Raw genomic sequence first — 25,419 nt, forward strand, 5'->3', positions numbered from 1 at the left:
GGTTCCGGGCTTCCCGGACCGGCCCCCGACCCGTTCCGGTGCATGGCCGCGGGGTGGACCCCGGGGCGCTCGCGGAACCCGTTCAGGGCCGTTCCGGGGCGTTCAGGGTCGTTTCGGGTCGGGGTCCGAGCGTGTTTCGCGGCTCTTCCGCGATCCGGGGATGTCCGCCGGTTGTCTGTTACCTGCAGGTAATGACCGTTGGCGGCGACATTTGCCCGGAATGCGGATGGGTAAGAATCCGGTAACTCTTCCGGGGGACTCCCGGACGCGGACATCCCTACTGGCCGGTCAACTCCCGGTATTAACGGAATAGCGGTACGGTGTACGGCCCGTGGCCCTGTCAATCAGGCGGGACCTCGGGCCGTACGTCCTGGGGGCGACAGCCCGCCCCCCGGGGCGGAATTCACCAGGCCCGCCGACTCTGCGACGGGCCGAAACCGGCAGGGGGTTGGTCTTGCGTCAGATCCGGAGCGTGCAATTCGTGCGCTGCCTCGCATTCCTGGGAGTTCCCTGTGAATTCCCGGAGAACGGAAACATGCGGAACATCGGCTCGCACTCCATCGTTGGTCTAGCGTGAGCACGACACAGCCCCTCGTCCTCGCGGCCGAACTGGCCGCCGCCTGGAGCGACATCCAGGCCTACCACCAGGACCTCCCCGACCTGGCCTCGCCCGAGGCACTGATCGGCGAATCCTCCTCGGCCTGTGGCACGCGGCTCGGTTTCGAGCGGCTCCTCCACGAGGCTGCCCACGGTCTGGCCGCGGCCCGGGACATCCGGGACACCTCGCGGGCCGGCCGCTACCACAACCGGCGCTTCCTGATGCTCGCCTCCGAGCTCGGTCTGGCGCACCCGGTCGAACCGCACGCCAGCAGCGGCTTCTCCCAGGTGACCATGCTCAAGGAGACCCAGGAGCGTTACGCCGGGACCATCGAGCGCCTGGACCGCGCCCTCGGGGCGCACCAGGAAGCGGTGGCCGGCGACGGTGCGACGCGCGCCTTCCGCGGCCCGGCCGCCCGGCACGGCTCCTCCGGGGGCGGCGTCCGGGTCAAGGCGGTCTGCGGCTGCGGACGCAACGTCCGGGTCGTGCCGTCGGTCCTCGCGCAGGCGTCCATCGTCTGCGGCGCGTGCCAGCAGCCGTTCAAGATCGCGTAAGTGGTCGGCGACCGGCGGGCTGCTGTGCGGGCAGCGGTCCGGCCGGAGCGGGCGGTACGACAGGCGCGTGAGCGCGTACGCGCCGTGCGGCGGGACGGTCGCACGGCGGAGCAGGGCAACGGCACAGTGGTGACGGCGTCACGGGCATCCCTGGCGCCACGGGTGCCACGAGCGTCCTCGGCGCCATGAGTGCCACGAGTGCCACGGGGGCCACGGGGGCGCCCCGGGCGCCCCGGGCGGGACAACGACAGAGCGGTACAGCGGTGAGTCCGTGGCTGGACCGGGAGCGGGGGCTCCCGGTCGAGCCCTGATCGGCTCCCGGGCCCGTGTTCAGGCGGTTCTCGCCGGTGTGGCAGAATGGACAGCTGAGTACTCGGCAGCCGGGCAGGACCCCTCTCTCCTACGGCTGGCGTGTCCCTTGAACGGTCCGCCCCGCAACCCCACGCGATGGCAGGGCCGCTCACCCACGTCAACTCCAGGAGAATCCACTCCCGTGGCAGTCAAGATCAAGCTGAAGCGTCTCGGCAAGATTCGCTCCCCGCACTACCGCATCGTCGTCGCCGACTCGCGCACCAAGCGTGACGGTCGCGCGATCGAGGAGATCGGCATCTACCAGCCGACCTACAACCCCTCGAAGATCGAGGTCGACACCGACCGCGCCCAGTACTGGCTGTCCGTCGGCGCCCAGCCGACCGAGCCGGTGCTCGCCATCCTCAAGCTGACCGGCGACTGGCAGAAGTTCAAGGGCCTGCCGGCTCCGGCGCCGCTGAAGGTCGCGGAGCCGAAGGTCGAGGACTTCTCGCACCTGTTCGCCAAGGCCGTCGCCGGCTTCGAGGACGCCACCACCGGTGTCGCCATCACCCCGAAGGCCAAGAAGTCGGACAAGGCCGAGGCCGAGGCCGACGCCGCCGCCGAGGCCTGAGCGTGATCGAGGACGCCCTCGACCACTTGGTGAAGGGCATCGTCGAGCACCCCGACGAGGTGCAGGTGCGTTCGCGCAACCTGCGTCGGGGCAACACCATCGAGGTGCGAGTGCACCCCGATGACCTCGGCAAGGTGATCGGCCGGGGCGGCCGCACGGCGCGCGCTCTGCGCACCGTGGTCGGCGCCCTCGGCGGTCGCAACGTCCGGGTCGACCTGGTCGACGTGGACAACATTCGCTGACGCAGCTGCTCGTTCAGCCGTCAGGGCTTGGGGCCGATCGGGACGCATGTCGTCCCGGTCGGCCTTTTCTCGTTTCCCGAACCACCCCGGCGCGGCACCACTGCGTGCCGCGCTCCGCGGCAACGATGGTCGCTACACCGCCCCGCTCCACCTCGTACCACCCCGCTCTACCTCGTACCACCCGACCGCACCAGCCCTTCGCACCGGCCCTACGCATTCCGTCGGGCTCTTCGTTTCGGCTCAGGAACTCCAGGAGAACGATCACCGTGCAGCTCGTCGTCGGCAGGATCGGCCGTGCCCACGGCATCAGGGGGGACGTCAGCGTCGAGGTCCGCACCGACGAGCCGGAGATCCGGCTCGGCCCGGGTGCCGTCCTGCTCACCGACCCCGCGTCGGCCGGGCCGCTGACCATCGAGTCCGGCCGGGTGCACAGCGGACGGCTGCTGCTGCGCTTCGCCGGCGTGAAGGACCGCAACGCGGCCGAGGCCCTCCGGGGCACGATGCTCATCGCCGAGGTCGACCCGGAGGAGCGCCCCGACGATCCCGAGGAGTTCTACGACCACCAGCTGATCGGCCTGGACGTGGTCCTGCTCGACGGCACCCCGGTCGGCGAGCTGACCGAGGTCGTCCACCTCCCGTACCACGACCTGCTCATGGTGAAGAAGGCCGACGGGACGGAGGTGCTGGTGCCCTTCGTCAGCCAGATCGTGCCGACCATCGACCTGGAGAACCAGCGAGCGGTGATCACCCCGCCCGCCGGGCTGATCGACCCCGACCTGGCCGAGGTCGCCGGTACGTCCGCGGCCGAGGACGCCGACGGTCCGGAGGGCGCCGAAGCCCCGGATGGCTCCGAGGGGCCGGCGGGCGCCGAGGGTGCCGATCGCGCCGAGGGTCCGGAGGCGTCGCAGTGACCGTCGGCGTCGAGGAGGACGGCGGCGTCCGGAGCGGCATGCGGATCGACGTCGTCACGATCTTCCCGGAGTACCTGGAGCCGCTGGACATCTCGCTGGTCGGCAAGGCCCGTGCGCGCGGCCAGCTGGACGTGCACGTCCACGACCTGCGCGAGTGGACCCACGACGTGCACCGCACGGTGGACGACAGCCCTTACGGCGGCGGCCCCGGCATGGTGATGAAGCCCGAGCCGTGGGGCGAGGCCCTGGACGCGGTGGTCGCCGGCGGGCCCGCCGGAGAGGTGCCGACCCTCGTCGTGCCGACGCCGAGCGGGCGCCCGTTCACCCAGGAACTCGCCCAGGAGCTGGCCGGCCGCCCCTGGCTGGCCTTCACCCCGGCGCGGTACGAGGGCATCGACCGCCGGGTGATCGAGGAGGCGGCCACCCGGATGCCGGTGGTCGAGGCCTCGATCGGCGACTACGTGCTGGCCGGCGGCGAGGTCGCGGTGCTGGTGATGGTCGAGGCGATCGCCCGGCTGCTGCCCGGGGTGCTCGGCAACGCCGAGTCCCACCGCGACGACTCGTTCGCACCGGGCGCGATGGCCGACCTGCTGGAGGGCCCGGTCTACACCAAGCCCGCCGAGTGGCGCGGCCGCACCGTGCCGGACGTGCTGCTCAGCGGCAACCACGGCAAGATCGCCCGCTGGCGGCGCGAGCAGGCCTTCGCCCGCACCCTGGCGAACCGTTCCGACCTGGTCGAGCGCTGGCAGCACGGCGCCTTCGACAAGAAGGACCGGGAGGCGCTCGGCATCCTCGGCCTGGCCTGGGACGAGCGGCTCGGCCGATTTCGGTCCACGGCCGTCGATGTGGAAGAATAGGCCGCTGCTGTCTGTCGCTGGTCCCCTCCCGTAGGGGGCACGTGGACCGGCGCCCTCGCCACGGGGGGATCGCCGTCAGCCGATGCGGCCCGCAGCGAACCCCATTGTGACGATTTTCCGTGGGCGGCCCGTGGCGCCTGCGATGGAGAGCAACATGAGCAACAAGCTCGCTGCTGTCGACGCGGCCTCGCTGCGTAGCGACATCCCGGCCTTCCGCGCCGGTGACACCCTGAAGGTCCACGTCCGGGTCATCGAGGGCAACCGCTCCCGTGTCCAGGTCTTCCAGGGCGTCGTCATCCGCCGCCACGGCGCCGGCATCGGTGAGACCTTCACCGTTCGCAAGGTCAGCTTCAACGTCGGCGTGGAGCGCACCTTCCCGGTGCACACCCCGGTCGTCGAGAAGATCGAGGTCGTGACCCGCGGTGCGGTTCGCCGCGCCAAGCTGTACTACCTGCGTGACCTCCGCGGCAAGGCCGCGAAGATCAAGGAGAAGCGCGACCGCTGATCCACCGGCCCCCGGCCTCGCCGGGGGATCGGAGCGCTCACGGGAGGCGAACGACCGCAAGGTAGGCTCACCCCCCGATGAGCACGCACGAACCACCCGCGGACCGCGACGGCAGTCCCGCACCCACCGGTGCGGACTCGCTGTCGCGGTCCGCGGTCGTTTCCGCTTCCGGGCCCGATTCCCGGCCCGCCGCGGCGGACGGCCCCGGTGCTCCCGGAGGAGCTCGCGCGGGTGTTCTCGCAGGTGTTCCCGCAGGTACTTCCGAGGGCGTTCCCGAGGAGGCGGCGACCGGTGCCCCCGCCGTGCCCGGGGACGCCGCCGAGGGCTCGGAGGAGGACGAGGAGTCCGGCCACTCGCGCTCGCGCGACCTGCTGCTGTTGGCGGGGATCTGCCTGACGGCCCTGCTCCTCGTGAACGCCTTCGTCGCGCGTCCGTTCGCGGTGCCCTCCGGATCGATGGAGAACACCCTGCGCCCGGGTGACCGGCTGGTCGCGAACCAGCTCGCGTACGCCTTCGGCGGTCACCCCCGCCGGGGCGACGTGGTGGTCTTCGACGGGACGGGCTCCTTCCTGCGGGAGTCGGCGAAGCCGCAGGGCTTCTGGGACGGCGCGCGTTCGCTCGCCAAGGACCTCGGGCTGGCCCCGGCCGGGGACACCGTGTACGTCAAGCGCGTGGTCGGCGTCGGCGGCGACCGGGTGACGAGCACCGGCCCGGGCGCGCCGATCACGGTCAACGGCGTGCCGGTGGACGAAACCTCCTACCTGGCGCCGGGGGACGACCCGTCGAGCGTGGCCTTCGACGTGGTGGTGCCGGCCGGCGAACTGTGGGTGATGGGCGACCACCGCAGCGCCTCCCGTGACTCCCGCGACCACCTCGGCGAGCCCGGCGGTGGCTTCGTGCCCGAGGACAAGGTGATCGGCCGGGCGGACTGGGTGGTCTATCCGTTCTCGCGCTGGACCGATCTGGACCGGCCCGCGGCCTTCGCCGCGACTGCGGGGACGGGTGGTCATGGGAGCAAGAGGTAGGGGCCGGACCGTCGACCGCCCGACCCGCGAGCCGGACGACCGCGAGCCGCACGACCGGGGGCCGGAGGATGCCGGGCCGGCGGGTGCCCCGGCGGTGCGCGGCCGGGCCGAGCGCCGCCGCAGCGCCCGGCGGGCGGCCCGTCGGCGCAAGCGGTCGCTGGTCCGCGAAGTCCCGATGATCATCCTGGTGGCCCTGCTGGTGGCGCTGGTGATGAAGACCTTCCTGATCCAGGTGTTCGTGATCCCCTCGGGTTCGATGGAGCAGACCATCCGGATCGGGGACCGGGTACTGGTGGACAAGCTGACCCCCTGGTTCGGCAGCGAGCCGCAGCGCGGCGACGTGGTGGTGTTCAAGGACCCGGGCGGCTGGCTGGAGAACGACCACAAGCCCTCCGACGACGGCCCGGTACTGGGCGGGGCCAAGCAGGTGCTGACCTTCGTCGGACTGCTGCCGTCCGACAACGAGCAGGACCTGATCAAGCGGGTGATCGGTGTCGGCGGGGACACCGTCGAGTGCTGCGACGCGCAGGGGCGGTTGAGCGTCAACGGACACCCGGTGGACGAGACCTACCTCGCGCCCGGCAATCCGCCGTCCCGGCAGCCCTTCAAGGTGAAGGTGCCCGAGGGGCGGCTGTGGGTCATGGGCGACCACCGGGACGTCTCCGCCGACTCCCGCTTCCACATGGGCAATCCGGGCCAGGGCACCATCCCGCTGAGCGGCGTGGTCGGTCGAGCGTTCGTGATCGCCTGGCCGCTGGACCGCTTCCATCAACTCGACGTGCCGGCTTCACTCTCCTCTCTCGACCGGGTTCCCCAGGCCGGTGGAACTGCCGCGGAATCCGTGGGCGTTGGGCCGGTTCCTGTGGAACCTCCGCTCGTTATGGGTGTGTTGGGCATCCTTCCGTTCCTCGGCCGTAGGCCTGGGCGGCCTCCGGAGTGAGTCGTGCCGGCCGCCGAGCGGCCGTGCCTCGCGTGTGGGACCGCGAGCCGGATGCCCCGGAGTGATAGAGAAGTGCAGGTGCGGCGGGGAGTGCTCCCGGCCGCGAGTCGAGGCCGTGCTGGTGTCAGGGGAGCCCCCGGTGGGCAGCCCTGAGGCGTTCATGGTCGTGGCGAGCGTGGTGCCCGCTGTGCGGCACTCTGAGCGCGGGCGCGCGGGCGTCCGCACAGCAGGGAGGAGACGTTGTGGGGGATTTGGTGATCGGCGCCCGCTCGGGTGCCGGAGAGCCCGAAGGCCAGGGCCGTCGGGCGGCCCGGTCCGCCGAGCCGTCGGCACCCTCGGCCGCGGTCGACGACGCCGCGGCCCAGACCGCCGACGAACAGGGCGCCGGGGCCGAGGACTCGTCGGACCCCTCGCAGCCGGAGACCGGGTCGGCGGACGGGTCGGAGTCGGAGGCTGCGGGCAAGCCGCGCAAGCCGCGCTCCTTCTGGAAGGAACTGCCGATCCTGGTCGGGATCGCGCTGATCCTCGCGCTCGTGATCAAGACCTTCTTCGTCCAGGCGTTCTCCATTCCGTCGGAGTCGATGCAGGACACGTTGCAGGTCGGCGACCGCGTCCTGGTCGACAAGCTGACCCCCTGGTTCGGGGCCGAACCCGAGCGCGGCGAGGTCGTGGTCTTCCACGACCCGGGCGGCTGGCTGAGCGACGAGCCGACCTCGCAGAGCAGCAACTCCTTCCTGCGCGGCGTCCAGGACGTGCTCGGCTTCGTCGGTCTGATGCCGTCCGCCAACGAGAAGGACCTGATCAAGCGGGTCATCGCGGTCGGCGGGGACACCGTCGAGTGCGAGGGTGACGGGCCGGTCAAGGTCAACGGCGTCGCGCTCAACGAGCCGTACATCTACCCGGGCAACACTCCCTGTGGTGACCACCCCTTCGGGCCGGTCAAGGTGCCCAAGGGGCGGATCTGGGTGATGGGCGACCACCGCGCCAACTCGCTGGACTCCCGCTTCCACATGGACCAGCCGGGTGGCGGCACCGTCCCGGTGGACAACGTGATCGGGCGCGCCTTCGTGGTGGCCTGGCCGATCAACCACTGGGCGACGCTGCCGGTGCCGGCCACCTTCGACCAGAAGGGCCTGGCGGCGGCCGCGCCGATGGCGCCCCCCGTGGCCGGTGCGGTGGGGGCCGTCGCCCTGCTCCCGCTGGTGCGTCGGGTGCGGGGCCGGGCGGAGCGCCGGAAGGAGTCCTGAGCCCCACCGGGTTGCCCCCGACTCTTGCGCGGGCCGTGGTACCGACGAGTAATCTGCTCGGACGTGCCACGGCCCGTCGGCGTTCCCGCCGGTGCCTCCGGCGTGCCAGTGGTGTTCTCCGGTCGGCCAGAGGTGGACGGTGTCGATGACCAGTGTCGTGGAGCAGTCGGCCGACCGCGCGCCCGCGCCCGCCCGTGAGCGCCGCCGGCCCGCCGCGGTGCTGCAGGGCGTCGCGCTGGCGCTCGGGCTGGTGCTGATGATCGGCGGCTTCGCCCTCATCGCGGTCGACTACCGGCCGTACAACATCCCCACCGCCTCGATGCACCCGACGCTGCAGATCGGGGACACCGTGCTCGCCCGCAAGGTCGGCGGCGGGGCCGTCGGCCGGGGCGACGTGGTGGTCTTCCGGGACCAGTCCTGGGGCGGCGACGAGCTCATGGTCAAGCGCGTGGTCGCGGTCGGCGGGGACACCGTCGCCACCAGCGGGGACAACCGCCGCCTGACGGTCAACGGACAGCCGGTGGACGAGCCCTACCTCGCGGCCCAGGGCCGCCAGGGCGAGTCGTTCAGCGTGACGGTGCCGCAGGGCCGGCTGTTCCTGCTCGGCGACAACCGGGTCGGCTCGCTCGACTCCCGCACCCACCTGGAGGTCGACGGCGGGACCGTCCCGGCCGTGGCCGTCGAGGCCAGGGTCGAGGCCACCCTGAAGCCCTTCGGCCGGACGGGCCTGCTCGCCCGGACCACCGCCTTCGACGGCTTCGCGGGGCCGGGGGCGTCGAAGCCCGGCCCGCTGGAGCCCGCCGCCTACGCCACCGTCGCCGGCGCGGCACTGATCCTGCTGACGTCGGCGGTGGGCGGGGTGGCGGGCCTGGCCCGCCGGCTCCGCCGGGGGAGCGGCTCCTGAGCGGGGCCGTCGCGGTCCGGGCCGCTCTGCCGAACATCGCCCCGGACGGCGGCGCCGGGTGGCAGGATCGGTAGCGCCACCGATGCGAACGGAAGGAGCGTGGAGCGCCGCCATGACAGCACAGCGCCGCAGGGCGGCGCGGATCCTGCTGCTGGACGGGCTGGACCGCATCCTCCTCTTCCTGGGCACCGACCCTGCGGTCCCCGGGGAGACGTGGTGGTTCACGCCCGGAGGCGGCTTGGAAGCCGGAGAGGACGTGCGCGAGGCCGCCGAGCGTGAGCTCGCGGAGGAGACCGGCTTGCGGGGCGTGGACCTGGGGCCCTTGGTGGCGTACGGCACGGTGTCGTTCTCCTTTCGGGGACAGCGCTACGAGCAGGAGCAGTGGTTCCACCTGGCCCGGACCACGGAGACGGACCCGGCCCTGGACCACTCCGGCACGGGCGCGGACGAGCACGCCCAGCTGCTCGCGGCGCGCTGGTGGACGGTCGAGGAACTGAGGGGGACCGGCGAGACGGTGTATCCGGCCGGCCTGGCGGACTTCCTGGAACGGCTGCTGGTCGAGGGCCCGCCGGTGGATCCGGTACGGCTCTGACCGTGGGTGCGGTGGTCCACAATGGGTGGACGCAACAAGTTGAGGGGACGCCTGGATGAGTGCCGAAGATCTCGAGAAGTACGAGACCGAGATGGAGCTCAAGCTCTACCGGGAGTACCGGGACGTCGTCGGCCTGTTCAAGTACGTGATCGAGACCGAGCGACGGTTCTACCTCACCAACGACTACGAGCTGCAGGTGCACTCGGTCCAGGGCGAGGTGTTCTTCGAGGTGTCGATGGCGGATGCGTGGGTCTGGGACATGTACCGGCCGGCCCGGTTCGTCCGCAAGGTCCGGGTGCTGACCTTCAAGGACGTGAACATCGAGGAACTCGCGAAGAGCGACCTGGAGCTGCCCTCGGACGAGTCCGGCTTCGGGAACTGACGTTGGACGACTCCGTCCCGTGTTGTCCAGCCGAATTTCGCGGGATCGGGGCTTCTCACCCCTGCGGGTGACAGGAGTTGTCCACAGGCCCGGGTTATCCACAGGGAAACGGAAAGTCCGGGCCCGGACGGGCGCGGTGGTGCAGCCTCCTCGGCGGAGGTGGTCACCATGCAGCACACCGTCGTGCAGGACCAGGCCGTACCGGACACGGCCGCAGCCGGGAAGGAGCCGCCCGGTACCCCGGACCGCGGCAACCCGGCCCGCAGCACCAGGACCGGGCTCGGCCGCTACGGGGAACGGGTCGCCGCCCGCCGCCTCACCGAGGCCGGGCTCCGCATCCTGGACCGCAACTGGCGCTGCGTCGAGGGCGAGCTGGACATCGTCGCCCTCGACGGCGACACCGTGGCGGTCTGCGAGGTGAAGACCCGCTCCGAGCGGAGCTTCCAACAGCCCACCGAAGCCATCGACCGGGCCAAGGCGGCCCGGCTGCAACGCCTCGCCGAGCGTTGGATGGCCGAGCGCTGGCCCGGTCATTTCGCCCGGCTGGCCGGGGCCGACGACGACGTGGCGCCGACGGATCCGCACTGGCCCCCCGCCCCGCCGGGCGGGGTGCGGATCGACCTGGTCGCCGTGGTCAACCGGGCGCGGGGTGCGGCCCTGGTCGACCACCTGCGGGGGGTGGTCTGAGATGGCCTTCGCCCGTACCTGTTCCGTCGCGCTGGTCGGCGTCGACGGGGTGATCGTCGAGGTCCAGGCCGATCTGGAGCCCGGGGTGGCCGCGTTCACCCTGGTCGGCCTGCCCGACAAGGCGCTCTCCGAGGCCCGCGACCGGGTCCGCGCCGCGGTGGTGAACAGCGGCGAGGCCTGGCCCCAGCGCAAGCTGACGGTCGGCCTCAGCCCCGCCTCGGTGCCCAAGAGCGGCAGCGGCTTCGACCTCGCGGTGGCCTGCGCCGTGCTGGCCGCCGCCGAGCGGCTCGACCCCTCCGCCATCGCCGACCTGCTGATCATCGGCGAGCTGGGGCTGGACGGCCGGGTGCGGCCGGTCCGCGGGGTGCTGCCGTCGGTGCTGGCGGCCGCCGAAGCCGGCTACGAACGGGTCGTGGTCGCCGAGCAGACCGCGCCCGAGGCCTCGCTCGTCCCCGGGGTCACGGTCATCGGCGTCCGCAGCCTGCGCCAACTGGTCGCGATCCTGACCGGCGGGACGGCGCCGGAGGAGCCGCCCGACCCGGTCGGGGGCCGGCCGGATCCGCTGATGGCCGGGCTGATGCTGCCCTGCGCGAGTGTGCGGGGCCTCTCCGAGGACAAGGCCTCCCGCCTCGACATGGCCGACGTGGCCGGCCAGTACGAAGCACGGCGAGCCCTGGAGATCGCCGCCGCCGGAGGACACCACCTCTACCTGAAGGGCCCGCCCGGCGCGGGCAAGACCATGCTGGCGGAGCGACTGCCCGCGCTGCTCCCGCCGCTGACCCAGAAGGAGGCGCTGGAGGTCACGGCCGTGCACTCGGTGGCGGGCCTGCTCCCGGTCGGGCGGCCGCTGATCGACACCGCGCCCTACTGCGCCCCGCACCACTCCACCACGATGCCCGCGATCGTCGGCGGCGGCAGCGGACTGCCGAGGCCGGGCGCGGTCTCGCTGGCCCACCGAGGCGTGCTGTTCCTGGACGAGGCGCCGGAGTTCCCGGTCCGGGTGCTCGACGCGCTGCGCCAGCCGCTGGAGTCGGGCGAGGTGGTGATCGCCCGCTCGGCCGGGTCGCTCCGGCTCCCGGCCCGCTTCCTCCTCTGCCTGGCCGCCAACCCCTGTCCGTGTGGTCGGCACTCCCGGCGCGGCGAGGGCTGCGAGTGCACGCCGGTGATGGTCAACCGCTACCAGGGGCGGCTCTCCGGGCCGCTGCTCGACCGGGTCGACCTCCAGGTCCAGGTCGCCCCGGTGACGAGGATCGAACTCATGGAGCGGGACGCCACGGCGGAGAGCACCGAAACCGTCGCAGCCCGGGTGCGGGCCGCACGGGAGCGGGCGGCGGCCCGGCTGGCGAACACCCCGTGGCGGACCAACGCGGAGGTCCCGGGCCACGAGTTGCGCACGCGCTGGCAGCTCGCGCCCGGCGCGCTCAACGACGTCTCACGCCAGCTGGAGCGGGGGGTACTGACCGCCCGGGGCCTGGACCGGGTGCTCCGGGTCGCCTGGACGGTCGCCGACCTCGCCGGTCGCGACCGGCCGGACCGGCGGGACGTGCGCACCGCCCTGGTCCTGCGCACCGGGATGGAGCAGGGGCTGCCGCCGATCGAGCGGACCTTCGGCAAGCTCGGGGGCATCCCGGCCCAGCGCGGCGGCCCGCCGGACGTGGGTCGGCGAGGGGCACCCGAGGAGCCCGCGGAGCGGACGGAGGACGGGACATGACGCAGCAGGTGGGACACCCCCACGATGCGGTCGGGGCCACCGCCGACCCCGCCGGTACCGTCGGCACCACCGTCCCTGGTGGCCCCGCAGGCCCCGCAGGCCCCGCGAGCCCCGCGGCGGCGACCGAGCCCGAGCGCCTGGCCCGCGCCCTGCTCTGCCGGCTCAGCGAACCCGGGGACGCGGTGGTCGGCCGCTGGCTCGGCCGGCTCCCCGCCGTCGACGTGGTCCGGGCGATCCGGGACGGGACGGTGCCGGACCACCCGGGGCTGGATTCCGCCCGGCTGGCCGGTTACCAGGCGAGACTCCCGGGGCTGGACCCGGAGACGGACCTGAAACGGGTACGGCGCGCCGGCGGACGGTTCATCATTCCGGGGGACACGGAATGGCCCAGCCAACTCGACGACCTGGGAGACGGACGCCCCGTCGGTCTCTGGACGACGGGCACGGGCTCGCTGCGGCTGCTCGCGCTGCGCTCGGTCTCGGTGGTGGGCTCCCGGGCCTGCACGGCGTACGGCGCCCACGTTGCCGGGGAGCTGTCGGCCCAACTCGCCGAGCGCGGCTGGGTCGTGGTGTCCGGAGCCGCCTACGGGATCGACGCGGCAGCCCACCGCGGCGCGCTCGCCGTCGGCGGGATGACCGTGGCGGTGCTGGCCTGCGGGGTCGACGTGCCCTACCCGAAGGGGAACGCCGAACTGATCCGGCGGATCGGCGTCCAGGGCCTGCTGATCAGTGAACTCCCGCCCGGCGAGCACCCGAACCGGTTCCGCTTCGTCCTCAGGAACCGGGTCATCGCGGCACTCACCCGGGGCACCGTGGTGGTCGAGGCGGCCGTCCGCAGCGGAGCCCTGAGCACGGCCAGACGGGCGCGGGACCTCAACCGCCACACCATGGGCGTCGCCGGCCCGGTGACCTCGGAGCTCTCGGCCGGGGTGCACGCCCTGATCCGCAGCGGCGCCGCCACCCTGGTCACCGACGCGGCCGAGATCACCGAGCTGATCGGAGCGATCGGGGACGACCTGGCCCCGCAGCGCAGCGGGCCGGTGCTGCCGCGCGACCTGCTGGAGCCTCCGGTGGCCCGGGTCCTGGAGGCCGTGCCGGCGACGGCAGAGGGCGCGCCGGTCGAGCGGCTGGCCCGTCAGTCCGGCCTCCCGCCGGACGAAGTGCTCCAGCGGCTCTACGAGTTGGGCTCGCTCGGCTACGTCGAGCGACACGGCGCGCACTGGCGCATGGTGCGGAGGAGGTGACTATCCGGACGGAGAACAGGCGTGCGTCGGGGGAGGGCGTGTCCGAACCGCCCGGCTGACCTGCTGATCCGGTTCTTCCGCTCGTGTGCCCGGATCCGGTGAGTCAACGCCACCGGATCGGGGGACGACCGAGTGGTGGTAGCGCTTTGCAGCGAGTCGGTCACGCTACGCTCCACATGCCTTCCCTATCAGCACATGACTCGGCAGAACGGCGCAGACCAACGCATGCCCACACACATTCCCGGACACAGAGTGACCGGTGGCGCTCGGTCCTCGGGAGGGCCGCGGACCGAGCGGCGCCCCGCGACCGAGTTCCCGCCCAAGTCGGCGGGGACGATGGGAGGCCTGTCGCGTCAGGGCGGCCGGCCGACGGTGGTCCCGGGCCAGCCCGCGGACACGGCTCGGGGTGCCGAGGCGGTCCGGGCCGCTGACGCGCCGGCGGACGTACCCGTCGGCGCGCCGGCCGGATCACCCGAGGACGCCGGACGGGCCGGGCGGGACACCGCGGCCCAGGGGCGCAGCGCGCTCGAGGAACTCTGGCGCTCCTACAAGGAGAGCAGCGACCAGCGGCTGCGCGAGCAGCTGATCCTCCACTACTCACCACTCGTCAAGTACGTGGCGGGCCGGGTCGGGGTCGGCCTGCCCTCCAACGTCGAGCAGGCGGACTTCGTCTCCTCCGGGGTCTTCGGGCTGATCGACGCGATCGAGAAGTTCGACATCGACCGCGCCATCAAGTTCGAGACCTACGCGATCAGCAGGATCCGCGGCGCGATCATCGACGAGCTGCGCGCCCTGGACTGGATCCCGCGCTCGGTGCGGCAGAAGGCGAAAGCCGTCGAGCGGACGTACGCGACGCTGGAGGCCCGGCTGCGCCGGACGCCGCACGATCCCGAGGTCGCGGCGGAGATGGGCATCGCGATCGAGGACCTGCACGCCATCTTCAGCCAGCTGTCGCTCGCCAATGTGGTGGCCCTGGATGAGCTGCTCCACCCGGTAGGGGAGGGTGGCGACCGGCTGAGCCTGATGGACACCCTGGAGGACCACGGCGCGGACAACCCGGTCGAGGTGGCCGAGGACCGCGAGCTGCGCAGACTGCTGGCCCAGGCCGTCAACACCCTCCCCGAGAGGGAGAAGACCGTGGTGACGCTCTACTACTACGAGGGTCTCACCCTCGCCGAGATCGGACAGGTGCTGGGGGTGACGGAGAGTCGGGTGAGCCAGATCCACACCAAGTCCGTCCTCCAGCTGCGCGCCAAGCTCTCGGACGTTCGGTAGCGCGGGGGCTCGGAGCCGAACCTGCTCGGTGGTCCGCGGGCCGCCCGCCCGTCTGTTCGTGTGCCCGTCTGTTCGTGCGCCCGCCCGTCCACAGGCCCGCCGGCCCCGGCCCGCACGCACGCCCCCGGTCCCGGGCGTCCGGCGCAGCAGGGTTCGCCCGCCTGGCCCGGCGGGCCGCGCGGCCGGGCCGGGCCGGCTCCTCATGCGCGGCGCCTTATCAGCCGTCGGTAGGGCTCCGTACAGTGGGAGCGTGCCGAAGATCCGAGCGGCCACGGTGGCCGAGCATCGCCAGCTGCAGCGCGCAGCCCTCCTCGACGCTGCCCGCAGCCTGCTCACCGAGGGCGGCAAGGAGGCGCTGACCTTCCCCGCGCTCGCCGCGCGGACGGGGCTGGCGCGCTCCTCGGTCTACGAGTACTTCCGCTCCCGCGCCGCCGTGGTCGAGGCGCTCTGCGAGGTGGACTTCCCGCTCTGGGCCGCCGAGATCGAGGCAGGGATGGAGAGCCGCGACACCGCCGCCGAGCGGATCGAGGCGTACGTCCGGGGCCAGCTGGCGCTGGCCGCCGACCCGCGTCACCGCGCGGTCGTGGCGATCTCGGCGCTGGAGCTCGACGGGGCCGCGCGCGAGCGGATCCGGGCGGCGCACGGCAGGCTGGCCGGTCTGGTCGTCCGGGCGCTGGAGGACCTGGGCCACGAACGACCCCGGCTCGCCGCGGCGCTGTTGCAGGGCGTGGTGGAGGCCGCCGTCCGTCGAGCCGAGCAGGCGGTCGCAGGTGAGCGCACCGGGTGCCTGGCCGAGAACCCCGAGGAGATCGCAGATGCTGCTGTCGCCCTCGCGCTGCACGGCCTGAGCCGGGCGTGACCGGCAGTGCCTGACCGGCAGTGCCTGACCGGCAGTGCCTGATCGACCGGGCCTGATCGACCGGCTGCCCGTTGTCGGCCGATCGCTCGTCGGCCGGTAGCTCGACGGCCGCCTGCCGCTCGCCGACGCCCCGCTGCCCACCGGCGCCCCGCCGCCCACCGGCGCCCTGCCGCCCACCGGCGCCCCGCCGCCCACCGACGCCCCGCCGCTCGCCGCGCGTCAGCCGCCCGTCGGCCGTCCGTCGTTCGCCGGCCCGGGGCCCAGCGGCAGCAGGCGGGCCCGGCCTGTGCCGAACAGGGTCAGCGGGTCCAGGTAGCGGCGTCCGCGCAGCAGCCCCCAGTGCAGGCAGTCGCCTGCGGCGCAGTGCCGTCCCTCCGGGGCGAGCCGGCCGATCACCTGTCCGGCGGCTACCGCGGTGCCGACCGGGAGGGAGCCGGTGACCGGTAGGTAGGTGGTCCGGAGCGGGGGAGACCCCGAACCGGGGTGGGAAACGGTCACCACCGGACGCCCGGCCACCGATCCGGAGAACGCGATCACCCCGGCGGCCGCCGCCCGTACCTCCGCCCCGGGCTCGGCGGCGAGGTCCACGCCCCGGTGCCCGGCGGCCCAGGGCGCGGTCGGCGGTTCGAACCGTCCCAGGAGTCCGGGGGCCCCGCCCACCGGCCACGCCCGTGTGCCGCTCCGGCCGGGTGCCCCGCCGGAGCCGCCCGCCGCACCCGCCGTGGCCCCCACCGCCTCAGCCACCGTTCCAGCCCCAGCCACCGCCCCAGCCCCGGCCACCCCCTTTGTGCCCGCTTGCGTTCCCGCCCGTAGTCCCGCCGGGTCCGTCACCCCGGCGGCCCCGGCCCGGGGCACCCCGAGTGTCCCCACCACCCCCAGCACCACCCCCACGGCGACCAGCCCCCGAATTCCGACGAACCACGCACGAGCAGTCATGCGCGAAGGTTGGCCGTCCGCCCGCGGCCGCACCACCCGCATCCGGATTCCTGTGGACAAACCGCCCCCGTGCCCGGTCGCCGTCCCTCCGGCGGGTGTACGGGCGCCGCCATCCGGTGTATGTGCGGCATACCGGTGACGATCCGCGGGCAGGCAGCCGACCGGCGCACGCACGCTCCCGCACGCCACCGGAACCGGCCGGGGCGCCCGCGGTCGGCACTCGCCGCCGCCGGGCGCCGACCCACCCGTCCGGGCCGATCCGGGACTCTTCCCAGGTCCCCGGCAGGCCCCCGGCCGCTCGTGAAGTCGCCCGCCGCTCGGCGCTTCCCGTACACTTCACACGCGACCCGGTCCGCCGGGTCGACTTCGCACGCCCCGCCACCGGTGGTCGGACACGGTTCTTCCGCGGCCCCGCCAGGTGCGAGTGCCGCTCGGTCCGCCGAGCCCGACCGGCCCCGGCCGAGCGGGTGGAAAGCGGCTCGGCACGTTCGGGGCGTCAGGCGTGGCTGTCACCTGGCCGCCACGGAAACCGAGCCTGACCCGGCTGCGGACGGTCGTCACTGCGACGAGCCGCCACCGCCGGGCCGTAACACCTGAGGAGCACGGCTATGGCCGTCGTCACGATGCGGGAGCTGCTGGAGAGCGGCGTCCACTTCGGTCACCAGACCCGCCGCTGGAACCCGAAGATGAAGCGCTTCATCATCACGGAGCGCAACGGCATCTACATCATCGACCTCCTGCAGTCGCTGAACTACATCGACCGCGCCTTCGAGTTCATCAAGGAGACCGTTGCCCACGGCGGCAGCGTCCTCTTCGTCGGCACGAAGAAGCAGGCCCAGGAGGCCATCGCCGAGCAGGCCACCCGCGTGGGCATGCCCTACGTGAACCAGCGCTGGCTCGGCGGCATGCTGACCAACTTCTCGACCGTCTACAAGCGTCTGCAGCGCCTCAAGGAGCTCGGCGAGCTGGACTTCTCGGACGTGGCCGGTTCCGGCCTCACCAAGAAGGAGCTCCTGGTCCTCCAGCGCGAGCACGACAAGCTGGAGAAGACCCTCGGCGGTATCCGCGACATGCAGCGCGTTCCCAGCGCCGTCTGGATCGTGGACACCAAGAAGGAGCACATCGCGGTCGGCGAGGCCCGGAAGCTCAACATCCCGGTCGTCGCCATCCTCGACACCAACTGTGACCCCGACGAGGTCGACTACAAGATCCCGGGCAACGACGACGCGATCCGCTCCGTCACCCTGCTGACCCGCGTGATCGCCGACGCCGTCGCCGAGGGCCTGAAGTCCCGCGCCGGTGTCGCCAAGGGCGACGCGAAGGCCGAGCCGGGCGCCGACCAGCCGCTGGCCGACTGGGAGAAGGACCTCATCGAGGGCGAGAAGAAGGCCGAGGAGGCCCCCGCCGCCGCCGAGGCCCCCGCCGCTGAGGCCCCCGCTGCCGAGGCTCCGGCCGCCGAGGCCCCCGCCGCCGAGGCGCCGGCCGAGCAGGCCTGACGTACCAAGGGTGAGGGGCACCCACCGGTACGACGCCGGTAGGTGCCCCTCTCTCCCGCGCCGGGACCGAACCATCGGTCCCGGCGCATCCCCACGCAGACACGCGAGACGCGAGAAGAGATTCACACCATGGCGAACTTCACCGCCGCGGACGTCAAGAAGCTCCGTGAGCTCACCGGCGCCGGCATGATGGACTGCAAGAAGGCCCTGGACGAGGCCGAGGGCAACGTCGAGAAGGCCGTCGAGCTCCTGCGCATCAAGGGCCAGAAGGGCGTTGCCAAGCGCGAGGGCCGTGACGCCTCCAACGGCGCCGTTGCCGCCCTGATCGCCGAGGACAAGAAGTCCGGCGTCCTGGTCGAGCTGAACTGCGAGACGGACTTCGTCGCCAAGGGTGACAACTTCGTCCAGGTCGCCGACGCCATCGCCGCCCACGTCGCCAAGACCGTCCCGGCCGACCTGGACGCCGCCCTGGCTTCCGAGATCGAGGCCGGCAAGACCGTCCAGCAGTTCGTGGACGAGGCCAACGCGACCCTGGGCGAGAAGATCGTCTTCCGTCGCTTCGCCCAGTTCGCCGGTGACGGCTTCGTCGCGGTCTACCTGCACAAGACCAGCCCCGACCTGCCGCCGGCCGTCGGCGTCCTGGTCGAGCTGGACAAGGAGAACGCCGAGGTCGCCAAGGACGTCGCGCAGCACATCGCCGCCTTCGCCCCGAAGTACCTGTCCCGCGAGGACATCCCGGCCGAGGACCTCGAGAACGAGCGCCGCGTCGCCGAGGCCACCGCTCGCGAGGAGGGCAAGCCCGAGGCCGCCCTGCCGAAGATCGTCGAGGGTCGCGTCACCGGCTTCGTGAAGGAGCACTCCGTCCTGGAGCAGGCCTTCGCCAAGGACAACAAGAAGACCGTCGCCAAGGTCCTCGAGGAGAACGGCGTCGCCCTCAAGCGCTTCGCCCGCTTCCGCGTCGGCGCCTGAGCCACGTTCCACCTGGTCCCCGGCCCCTTTAGGCTGGGAACCACCCCCGCCCGCTGACCAGGGCGGGCGGAACGCCGAACGGGCTCACCCAGCGCCAACCGCCCACGGGCGGGCTCGCGTCGGCACCATGAACGACGAGGAGGCCATTGCCGTGCAGGACACCGAACCGGTTCCCGCGGCAGTGGCCTCCTCGCGTGTACGCGCAGGCGGGGCATCCGCACACCCGCGCCTGTGACCAGTAGGTGCAAAAAGGAGAAGTCCATGCAGGAGACGCAGGAGACCGCGCAGGACCCCAAGGACGGCTCGCGCCGCCGGGTGCTGCTCAAGCTGTCCGGTGAAGCCTTCGCCGGTGGTGGCGGGCTCGGCGTCGACCCGGACGTCGTGCACGCGATCGCCCGGGAGATCGCCACGGTCGTCCGCGCCGGTACCGAGGTCGCGGTGGTCATCGGCGGAGGCAACTTCTTCCGGGGCGCCGAGCTGCAGGTCCGCGGGATGGACCGGGCCCGCTCCGACTACATGGGCATGCTCGGCACCGTCATGAACTGCCTGGCGCTGCAGGACTTCCTGGTCAAGGAAGGCATCGAGACCCGGGTCCAGACCGCCATCACCATGGGCCAGGTCGCGGAGCCGTACCTGCCGCTGCGGGCCGTCCGGCACCTGGAGAAGGGCCGCGTGGTGATCTTCGGCGCGGGTATGGGCATGCCGTACTTCTCCACCGACACCACGGCCGTCCAGCGCGCGCTGGAGATCCACGCCGACGTCCTGCTGATGGGCAAGAACGGCGTGGACGGCGTCTACGACTCCGACCCGCGGACCAACCCGGACGCGGTCAAGTTCGACGCGCTGGAGTACTCCGAGGTCATCGCGCGCGACCTCAAGGTCGCCGACCTCACCGCGATCACGCTGTGCAAGGACAACAACCTCCCGATGCTGGTCTTCGAACTGCTGGCGGAGGGCAATATCGCGCGTGCGGTGAAGAGTGAGAAGATCGGCACACTCATCAGCCAGGATTCTGTCCGGGCCTGAGCAGCAACCAGTTGTACGGAACGGCGCGGGAACCGCGACCGGCGACCGCGCCGGCACCGGTCGGCACAACAGCAGATGAACCGGACAGGGAGACCACAGTGATCGAAGAGACCCTCCTCGAGGCCGAGGAGAAGATGGAGAAGGCCGTCGGCGTCGCCAAGGACGACCTCGCGGCCATCCGCACCGGCCGCGCGCACCCGGCGATGTTCGCCAAGATCGTCGCGGAGTACTACGGCGCCATCACGCCGATCAACCAGCTGGCCTCGTTCTCGGTGCCGGAGCCCCGGATGGCGGTCGTCTCGCCGTTCGACAAGACCGCGCTGAAGGCCATCGAGCAGGCGATCCGCGACTCCGACCTGGGCGTCAACCCGTCGAACGACGGTTCCATCATCCGCGTGGTGCTGCCCGAGCTGACCGAGGAGCGTCGCCGGGAGTTCATCAAGATCGCCCGGACCAAGGGCGAGGACGCCAAGGTCTCGATCCGGGCCGTGCGCCGCAAGGCCAAGGACGCCATCGACAAGCTCGTCAAGGACGGCGAGGTCGGCGAGGACGACGGCCGCCGCGGCGAGAAGGAGCTCGACGACACCACGGCCAAGTACGTGGCCCAGGTCGACGAGCTGCTGAAGCACAAGGAATCCGAGCTGCTCGAGGTCTGATGAACGACGCCCCTGACGCCCCTGGCTACTGGGGCCCGTCCGACCAGCAGTTCCAGCCCTACCGCCCGGCGCCGCAGCCGCACCCGCAGCAGCAGGCACCCCGTACCCCGGCCCACCCGGCGCCGGGGTACGGCGAGCCGCCGGCGCCGGTCCAGGGACACCCCGGCCACCCGGGCGGCCCGGGCGGCCCGATGGTGCCCCCGGGCGCGCCGGGTGCCGTCCCGGCCGGCCGGGGCCTCCGTTCGGATCACTCGCAGCAGCCTCCGGTGTACTGGGGCGGCGACGCGGAGGAGACTCAGGTCATGCCTCCCGTACCGGCCGACCCCGGCCCGCCCCCCGGTGTGCCCGGCCGCACCCGGCCGACCGGTCACGGCCCGGCCTCCTCGGGCGGTCAGCCCGGTCAGCCCGGTCAGCCCGGTCAGCCCGGTCAGCCCCGCCGCCCCGCTCCCGTCGGCCCGGCCGACCCCGCCGCGGGGCCGGCCAGGGAGGCCGGCCGGCTGAGCGGGCCGCTGTTCCGGGACGAGCAGCCCGAGGCCGCGCCGCCCGGTGTGACGGAGACGGTCGTGCTGCGCGCGATACCCGACGACACCGCCCCCGCCCCCGGCAGCCCGCCGTACCCGGGGGCACCGGTGCACCCCGCGCCGCCGCTCAGCCACCCGGCGGCCGGGCATCCCCACTTCGTGCCGTCGTCCCACCCAGGGCAGGAGACACCCGTGGCCGCCCAGCCCGACCCGCAGCCGCAGCCGCCCAAGCAGCGCGGTGGCCGTAACCTCCAGGCCGCCATAGGCGTCGGGGTCGGCCTCGGCGCGGTGATCGTCGCCTCGCTGTTCGTGGTGAAGGCGTTGTTCCTGGTCGTCGTGATGGCCGCGGTCGCGGTCGGCATCTGGGAGCTGACCAGTCGGCTCGCCGAGCGCAAGCAGATCAAGGCGCCGCTGATCCCGCTGGTCGTGGGCGGCCTCGCCATGGTTGCCACCGGCTACTGGGCCGGGGTCCAGTGGGCGGCGGCCTCGCTCGCGCTGACCGGGCTGGCGGTGATGGTCTGGCGGATGGCCGAGCCGCCGGAGGACTACCTGCGGGACATAACGGCAGGGGTGTTCACCGCCTTCTACGTGCCGTTCCTGGCCACCTTCGTGGCGATGATGCTGGCGGCCGACGACGGCCCCCAGCGGATCGTGCTCTTCCTGATCGTCACGATCTGCAGCGACACCGGCGCCTACGCCGTGGGCTACAAGTTCGGCCGGACCAAGCTGGCCCCGACGATCAGCCCCGGCAAGACCCGCGAAGGCCTGGCCGGCGGCATCGCCCTGTCGATGCTGGCGGGCGCGGTGCTCATGCAGCTGATCATCGACGACGGCAGCTGGTGGCAGGGCCTGATCCTGGGTGGCTGCGCGGCGGTCACCGCGACCCTTGGCGACTTGGGCGAGTCGATGATCAAGCGCGACCTCGGGATCAAGGACATGGGCACGCTGCTGCCCGGCCACGGCGGCATCATGGACCGGCTGGACTCGCTCCTGCCGACCGCCCCGGTGGTCTGGCTGCTGCTGGCGGCCTTCGTCGGCAGCTGACCCGCCCCACGTGCACGAAGAGGGCCCCGGACGCCTGGCGTCCGGGGCCCCCGCGCGTCTGCGACACTGGAACAACCATGCCTAAGCCCGGAGAACTCACCTTTGTCGCGCCGCGCGGCGCCAAGCCCCCGCGACACCTCGCCGATCTGAGCCCCGCCGAGCGCAAGGAGGCCGTCGCCGAGCTGGGCGAGCAGCCGTTCCGCGCCAAGCAGCTCTCCAACCACTACTTCGGCCGGATGTCGAACGACCCGGAGAGCTGGACGGACATCCCCGCCGCCAGCCGGGAGAAGCTCACCGGGAGCCTGCTGCCCGAGCTGATGTCGGTGGTGCGGCACGTCTCGTGCGACGACGACGCGACCCGCAAGACGCTGTGGAAGCTCTTCGACGGCACGCTCGTCGAGTCCGTGCTGATGCGCTACCCGGACCGGGTCACCATGTGCATCAGCTCGCAGGCCGGCTGCGGCATGAACTGCCCGTTCTGCGCGACCGGCCAGGCCGGACTGACCCGCAACCTGTCCACCGGTGAGATCGTCGAGCAGATCGCGGCCGGGATGCGCTCGCTGAAGTCCGGTGAGATCCCGGGCGGCGAGGCGCGGCTGTCCAACGTGGTCTTCATGGGCATGGGCGAGCCGCTGGCGAACTACAACCGGGTGCTGGCCTCGATCCGCCGGCTGACCGACCCGGCGCCGGACGGCTTCGGCCTGTCCCAGCGCGGCATCACGGTGTCGACGGTCGGGCTCGTCCCGGCGATGCACCGTTTCGCGGACGAGGGGCTCAGCTGCCGCCTGGCGCTGTCCCTGCACGCCCCGGACGACGAGCTGCGCGACGAGCTGGTGCCGGTGAACACCCGGTGGAAGGTCGCCGAGGTGCTGGACGCGGCCTGGAACTACGCGGAGAAGTCCGGCCGCCGGATCTCCATCGAGTACGCGCTGATCAAGGACATCAACGACCAGGCCTGGCGCGCCGACCTGCTCGGCCGACTGATCAAGAACCGCCGGGTGCACGTCAACCTGATCCCGCTGAACCCGACTCCGGGTTCCAAGTGGACCGCCTCCCGGCCCGAGGACGAGCGCGAGTTCGTCCGCCGGCTGCAGTCGCACGGCGTGCCGACGACCGTCCGCGACACCCGAGGCCAGGAGATCGACGGCGCCTGCGGCCAGCTCGCCGCAGCGGGTTAGTCCGGAGGTCAGCGCAGGCCGGCGGCCGCCAGTGCGGCGGTCGCCCCGCCGGTCAGCAGCAGTGCGGTGCCGACCGCCAGGGTGCGCAGCGCGACGGCGCCGAACAGCAGCCGGGGCGAGGCACCGAGGCGCAGCAGCGCGTCGGTGACGTTCCGGCGGTCGGAGCGCACCTCGGCCAGCCGGGTGGCCACGGCGGCGGCCGCGCAGCCGAGCACCAGGCAGGCCTCGACGGCGGGGAGCGCGTCGGCGCTGCCGGGGGTGCCGATCCAGTAGCGGATGGTGGTGAGCACCAGCGCGACGGCGAGGGTGAGGACGGCCAGCGGCGCGCCGAGGCGCGGGGCCTGGGCGGTGAGGCCGCGTCCGGCGAGCAGCCGCAGCGGGGTGGGCCGGCCGAGGGCGAGCAGTCGTCCGGTCCAGGCCAGGAGGGGGCCGGTGAGCAGGGCGAGGCCGAGGGCGCTCGCGGCCCAGCCGCCGAGTGCGGCGGTGCTGGTGGTGCCGAGCCCGGCGGGTAGGTGGACCGGGCGGCCGTCGACGGCGGCGCCGGGCCGCAGGGCGATGAGTTCGAGGGCGGTGCCGATCACGCCGAGTCCGACCGGCAGGGCGATCCGCCAGGCGCCGAAACCGGTGCCGCGGCGGGCGCGGCCGCCGGGCAGGTGCTCGGTGACGGAGACGGCGCAGGCCGCGGCGGTGCCGGCGGTGAGCGGGACCAGGGCGAGCAGGGTGACGGGCGCTGCGGCCGGCAGGGGCACGCCCATGCCGAGGTCGGGGGCGAGCGAGGGCCCGGCGATGTCGTTGCGCAGCACCAGGAAGACCAGCAGGGTGAGCACGCTGCCGAGGGTGCAGGCGAGGGCGACCTCGCCGGCGATCAGGGTCCGGATCCGGCGGGAGCCGGCGCCGGCGGCGGTGAGGCCGGCGATCCGCTCGGGGCGCCGGGCGGGTACCGCGCGGGCGGCGACGGCCGCGAACCAGGCGACGGCGGCGAGCGCGGGGAGGCACCAGAGCAGCCGGACCAGGGGGTCGGCGCCGCCGAGCGGGCCGCTCATCGCCCGGCCGAGGGAGCGCAGCAGGAAGGCGGCGACCACGGCGGCGGCCAGCGCGGTGAGCAGCCAGCGGCCGAGGTCGGGCACCCGGTAGCCCCGGGCCAGACGGAGATAGAACACGTCGACTCTTTCAGCGGCTCGGCGTCGTCAGCGGCGGGTGGCCGTGACGGCGGACGCTCCGGAGACTCCGGACGCGGCGGGGCCGCGCGGGACGGGGGCGGCGGGGGCGGCGAGCCGTCCGTCGACGAGGGCGACGGCGCGGTCCGCGAACCGGACGAGCTCGGGGTCGTGGGTGGCCAGGACGAGGGTGAGCTGGTGCGAGCGGGCCGCACTGGTCAGTATCCGCAGGACCTGGTCGGCGGCCTCGCGGTGCAGCGGGGCGGTGGGGTCGTCGGCGAAGACGACGGGCGGCAGCGGGGCCAGGGCGCGGGCGACGGCGACGCGCTGGCACTGGCTCTGGACCAGCCGGTCGGGGCGCTGCTTGGCGAAGTCGCCGACGTCGAGGCGCTCCAGCCACTCGTCGGCGGCGGTGTAGGCGGCCTTGTTGCCGGCCCCGGCGAGCAGCAGCGGGAGGGCGACGTTCTCGCGGGCGGTGAGTTCGGGGACCAGGTGCGGTTCGGAGCCGACGAAGCCGAAGCGGTCGCGGCGCAGTCGTTCGCGGCCGGCCCGGGTGAGGGTGTGCACGGGGGCGCTGTTGAACCAGACCTCGCCGTCGTCGACCGGGAGCTGGGCGGAGAGGCAGCCCAGCAGGGTGCTCTTGCCGGAGCCGCGCGGGCCGGTGACGGCGAGGACCTCGCCCTCGCGGACGCCGATCGAGATGCCGCGCAGGGCGGGGGTGCCGTGATGGGACTTGACGATCCCTCGGGCCCACAGCACGTCGTTGTCAGGCGGTGCCGCTGACATGAGGTTCCATCCTGGGAGCCGCAGGGATATGACAGTCGTCAGATTAGAACGACCGGGGCGGGGCGCGGTTGCGGCGCACTGGTCCATCACGGGCAAATCACCCGCATTCAGGCATGTTTGGTCCTGTGACTGTGATGTTCCGGTTTGGTCGTACGACCGCGGTGGTCCGGTGCGGGGACGCCGAAGGGAGGCCCC

25 protein-coding genes and 1 pseudogene are annotated in these 25,419 nt (G+C 72.9%); 23 read left to right on the forward strand and 3 right to left on the reverse strand.

From position 1 onward, the window contains the following. Positions 1-573 precede the first annotated feature (573 nt). The 17 genes and pseudogenes from ACFV04_RS34910 (at position 574) to ACFV04_RS34990 (ending at position 15,455) form a co-directional block, all read left to right on the forward strand. The gene (locus tag ACFV04_RS34910) at positions 574-1,152 is read left to right on the forward strand and encodes a hypothetical protein (RefSeq protein ID WP_189923538.1); all 579 of its coding nucleotides are present in this window, start codon (positions 574-576) and stop codon (positions 1,150-1,152) included. A 493-nt stretch (positions 1,153-1,645) separates the two neighbouring features. Further along, a complete protein-coding gene (rpsP, locus tag ACFV04_RS34915; RefSeq protein ID WP_360262061.1) occupies positions 1,646-2,074 on the forward strand; it encodes a 30S ribosomal protein S16 in 429 nt (142 codons plus the stop codon). Between the two features lie 2 nt (positions 2,075-2,076). Then, complete coding sequence (locus tag ACFV04_RS34920) at positions 2,077-2,316, forward strand: RNA-binding protein (protein WP_030056773.1); 240 nt, start codon at positions 2,077-2,079, stop codon at positions 2,314-2,316. A gap of 266 nt (positions 2,317-2,582) precedes the next feature. Continuing rightward, on the forward strand, positions 2,583-3,227 hold the full coding sequence (gene rimM / locus ACFV04_RS34925) for a ribosome maturation factor RimM (protein ID WP_380534929.1): 645 nt from the start codon (positions 2,583-2,585) through the stop codon (positions 3,225-3,227). Between the two features lie 38 nt (positions 3,228-3,265). Then, positions 3,266-4,084, forward strand: coding sequence for a tRNA (guanosine(37)-N1)-methyltransferase TrmD (trmD, locus tag ACFV04_RS34930; protein ID WP_360262094.1), 819 nt, complete (start codon positions 3,266-3,268; stop codon positions 4,082-4,084). A gap of 154 nt (positions 4,085-4,238) precedes the next feature. Beyond that, positions 4,239-4,589 (forward strand): 50S ribosomal protein L19, encoded by a 351-nt coding sequence (gene rplS / locus ACFV04_RS34935; RefSeq protein ID WP_030306736.1) that lies wholly within the window; start codon positions 4,239-4,241, stop codon positions 4,587-4,589. A gap of 302 nt (positions 4,590-4,891) precedes the next feature. Beyond that, positions 4,892-5,614, forward strand: coding sequence for a signal peptidase I (gene lepB, locus ACFV04_RS34940; protein ID WP_380534931.1), 723 nt, complete (start codon positions 4,892-4,894; stop codon positions 5,612-5,614). Then, positions 5,598-6,554 (forward strand): signal peptidase I, encoded by a 957-nt coding sequence (gene lepB, locus ACFV04_RS34945; RefSeq protein WP_380348750.1) that lies wholly within the window; start codon positions 5,598-5,600, stop codon positions 6,552-6,554. Before lepB (ACFV04_RS34940) ends, lepB (ACFV04_RS34945) begins: the two co-directional genes overlap by 17 nt. A gap of 242 nt (positions 6,555-6,796) precedes the next feature. Further along, the gene (lepB, locus tag ACFV04_RS34950; protein WP_380348752.1) at positions 6,797-7,801 is read left to right on the forward strand and encodes a signal peptidase I; all 1,005 of its coding nucleotides are present in this window, start codon (positions 6,797-6,799) and stop codon (positions 7,799-7,801) included. Positions 7,802-7,946: 145 nt separating this feature from the next. Then, on the forward strand, positions 7,947-8,705 hold the full coding sequence (lepB, locus tag ACFV04_RS34955; RefSeq protein WP_380348754.1) for a signal peptidase I: 759 nt from the start codon (positions 7,947-7,949) through the stop codon (positions 8,703-8,705). A 112-nt stretch (positions 8,706-8,817) separates the two neighbouring features. Further along, a complete protein-coding gene (locus ACFV04_RS34960) occupies positions 8,818-9,297 on the forward strand; it encodes an NUDIX hydrolase (protein WP_380348756.1) in 480 nt (159 codons plus the stop codon). A gap of 55 nt (positions 9,298-9,352) precedes the next feature. Further along, positions 9,353-9,679 carry a DUF2469 domain-containing protein gene (locus ACFV04_RS34965; protein ID WP_030056781.1) on the forward strand — a complete coding sequence of 109 codons (327 nt, stop codon included), beginning with the start codon at positions 9,353-9,355 and terminating at the stop codon, positions 9,677-9,679. Between the two features lie 168 nt (positions 9,680-9,847). Further along, complete coding sequence (locus ACFV04_RS34970) at positions 9,848-10,366, forward strand: YraN family protein (protein ID WP_380348758.1); 519 nt, start codon at positions 9,848-9,850, stop codon at positions 10,364-10,366. A 1-nt stretch (position 10,367) separates the two neighbouring features. After that, the gene (locus ACFV04_RS34975) at positions 10,368-12,077 is read left to right on the forward strand and encodes a YifB family Mg chelatase-like AAA ATPase (protein ID WP_380534934.1); all 1,710 of its coding nucleotides are present in this window, start codon (positions 10,368-10,370) and stop codon (positions 12,075-12,077) included. Next, the gene (gene dprA / locus ACFV04_RS34980) at positions 12,074-13,321 is read left to right on the forward strand and encodes a DNA-processing protein DprA (protein ID WP_380534936.1); all 1,248 of its coding nucleotides are present in this window, start codon (positions 12,074-12,076) and stop codon (positions 13,319-13,321) included. The genes ACFV04_RS34975 and dprA overlap by 4 nt, the downstream gene beginning before the upstream one ends. A 519-nt stretch (positions 13,322-13,840) precedes the next feature. Further along, a pseudogene (gene whiG / locus ACFV04_RS34985) lies at positions 13,841-14,596 on the forward strand (RNA polymerase sigma factor WhiG); the annotation flags it as partial. A 274-nt stretch (positions 14,597-14,870) separates the two neighbouring features. Continuing rightward, positions 14,871-15,455, forward strand: coding sequence for a helix-turn-helix domain-containing protein (locus ACFV04_RS34990; RefSeq protein ID WP_360262095.1), 585 nt, complete (start codon positions 14,871-14,873; stop codon positions 15,453-15,455). 219 nt (positions 15,456-15,674) lie between these two features. On the opposite strand, the gene ACFV04_RS34995 is transcribed toward ACFV04_RS34990, so the two are convergent. Then, positions 15,675-16,115, reverse strand: a complete 441-nt coding sequence (locus tag ACFV04_RS34995; protein ID WP_380534938.1) for a M23 family metallopeptidase — start codon at positions 16,113-16,115, stop codon at positions 15,675-15,677. Between the two features lie 884 nt (positions 16,116-16,999). Between ACFV04_RS34995 and rpsB the strand changes: the two genes are divergently transcribed. The 6 genes from rpsB to rlmN all read left to right on the forward strand — a co-directional run bounded on the left by rpsB (position 17,000) and on the right by rlmN (position 23,281). Next, a complete protein-coding gene (rpsB, locus tag ACFV04_RS35000) occupies positions 17,000-17,887 on the forward strand; it encodes a 30S ribosomal protein S2 (protein WP_376156723.1) in 888 nt (295 codons plus the stop codon). 129 nt (positions 17,888-18,016) lie between these two features. Then, positions 18,017-18,856, forward strand: a complete 840-nt coding sequence (gene tsf / locus ACFV04_RS35005) for a translation elongation factor Ts (protein ID WP_360262074.1) — start codon at positions 18,017-18,019, stop codon at positions 18,854-18,856. A gap of 261 nt (positions 18,857-19,117) precedes the next feature. Continuing rightward, complete coding sequence (gene pyrH / locus ACFV04_RS35010; RefSeq protein ID WP_189923573.1) at positions 19,118-19,882, forward strand: UMP kinase; 765 nt, start codon at positions 19,118-19,120, stop codon at positions 19,880-19,882. A gap of 98 nt (positions 19,883-19,980) precedes the next feature. Further along, positions 19,981-20,538, forward strand: coding sequence for a ribosome recycling factor (gene frr / locus ACFV04_RS35015; protein WP_360262075.1), 558 nt, complete (start codon positions 19,981-19,983; stop codon positions 20,536-20,538). Between the two features lie 302 nt (positions 20,539-20,840). Continuing rightward, the gene (locus ACFV04_RS35020; protein WP_380534944.1) at positions 20,841-22,103 is read left to right on the forward strand and encodes a phosphatidate cytidylyltransferase; all 1,263 of its coding nucleotides are present in this window, start codon (positions 20,841-20,843) and stop codon (positions 22,101-22,103) included. A gap of 77 nt (positions 22,104-22,180) precedes the next feature. Continuing rightward, positions 22,181-23,281, forward strand: a complete 1,101-nt coding sequence (gene rlmN, locus ACFV04_RS35025) for a 23S rRNA (adenine(2503)-C(2))-methyltransferase RlmN (protein ID WP_360262076.1) — start codon at positions 22,181-22,183, stop codon at positions 23,279-23,281. Positions 23,282-23,289: 8 nt separating this feature from the next. On the opposite strand, the gene ACFV04_RS35030 is transcribed toward rlmN, so the two are convergent. Together ACFV04_RS35030 and ACFV04_RS35035 are read right to left on the reverse strand one after the other, a co-directional pair. After that, positions 23,290-24,441 carry a hypothetical protein gene (locus tag ACFV04_RS35030; protein ID WP_380534941.1) on the reverse strand — a complete coding sequence of 384 codons (1,152 nt, stop codon included), beginning with the start codon at positions 24,439-24,441 and terminating at the stop codon, positions 23,290-23,292. Positions 24,442-24,468: 27 nt separating this feature from the next. After that, complete coding sequence (locus ACFV04_RS35035; protein WP_380348770.1) at positions 24,469-25,224, reverse strand: ABC transporter ATP-binding protein; 756 nt, start codon at positions 25,222-25,224, stop codon at positions 24,469-24,471. Positions 25,225-25,419: the final 195 nt, after the last annotated feature.

It is taken from the genome of Kitasatospora sp. NPDC059599 (assembly GCF_042735125.1).
Taxonomy (GTDB): domain Bacteria; phylum Actinomycetota; class Actinomycetes; order Streptomycetales; family Streptomycetaceae; genus Kitasatospora.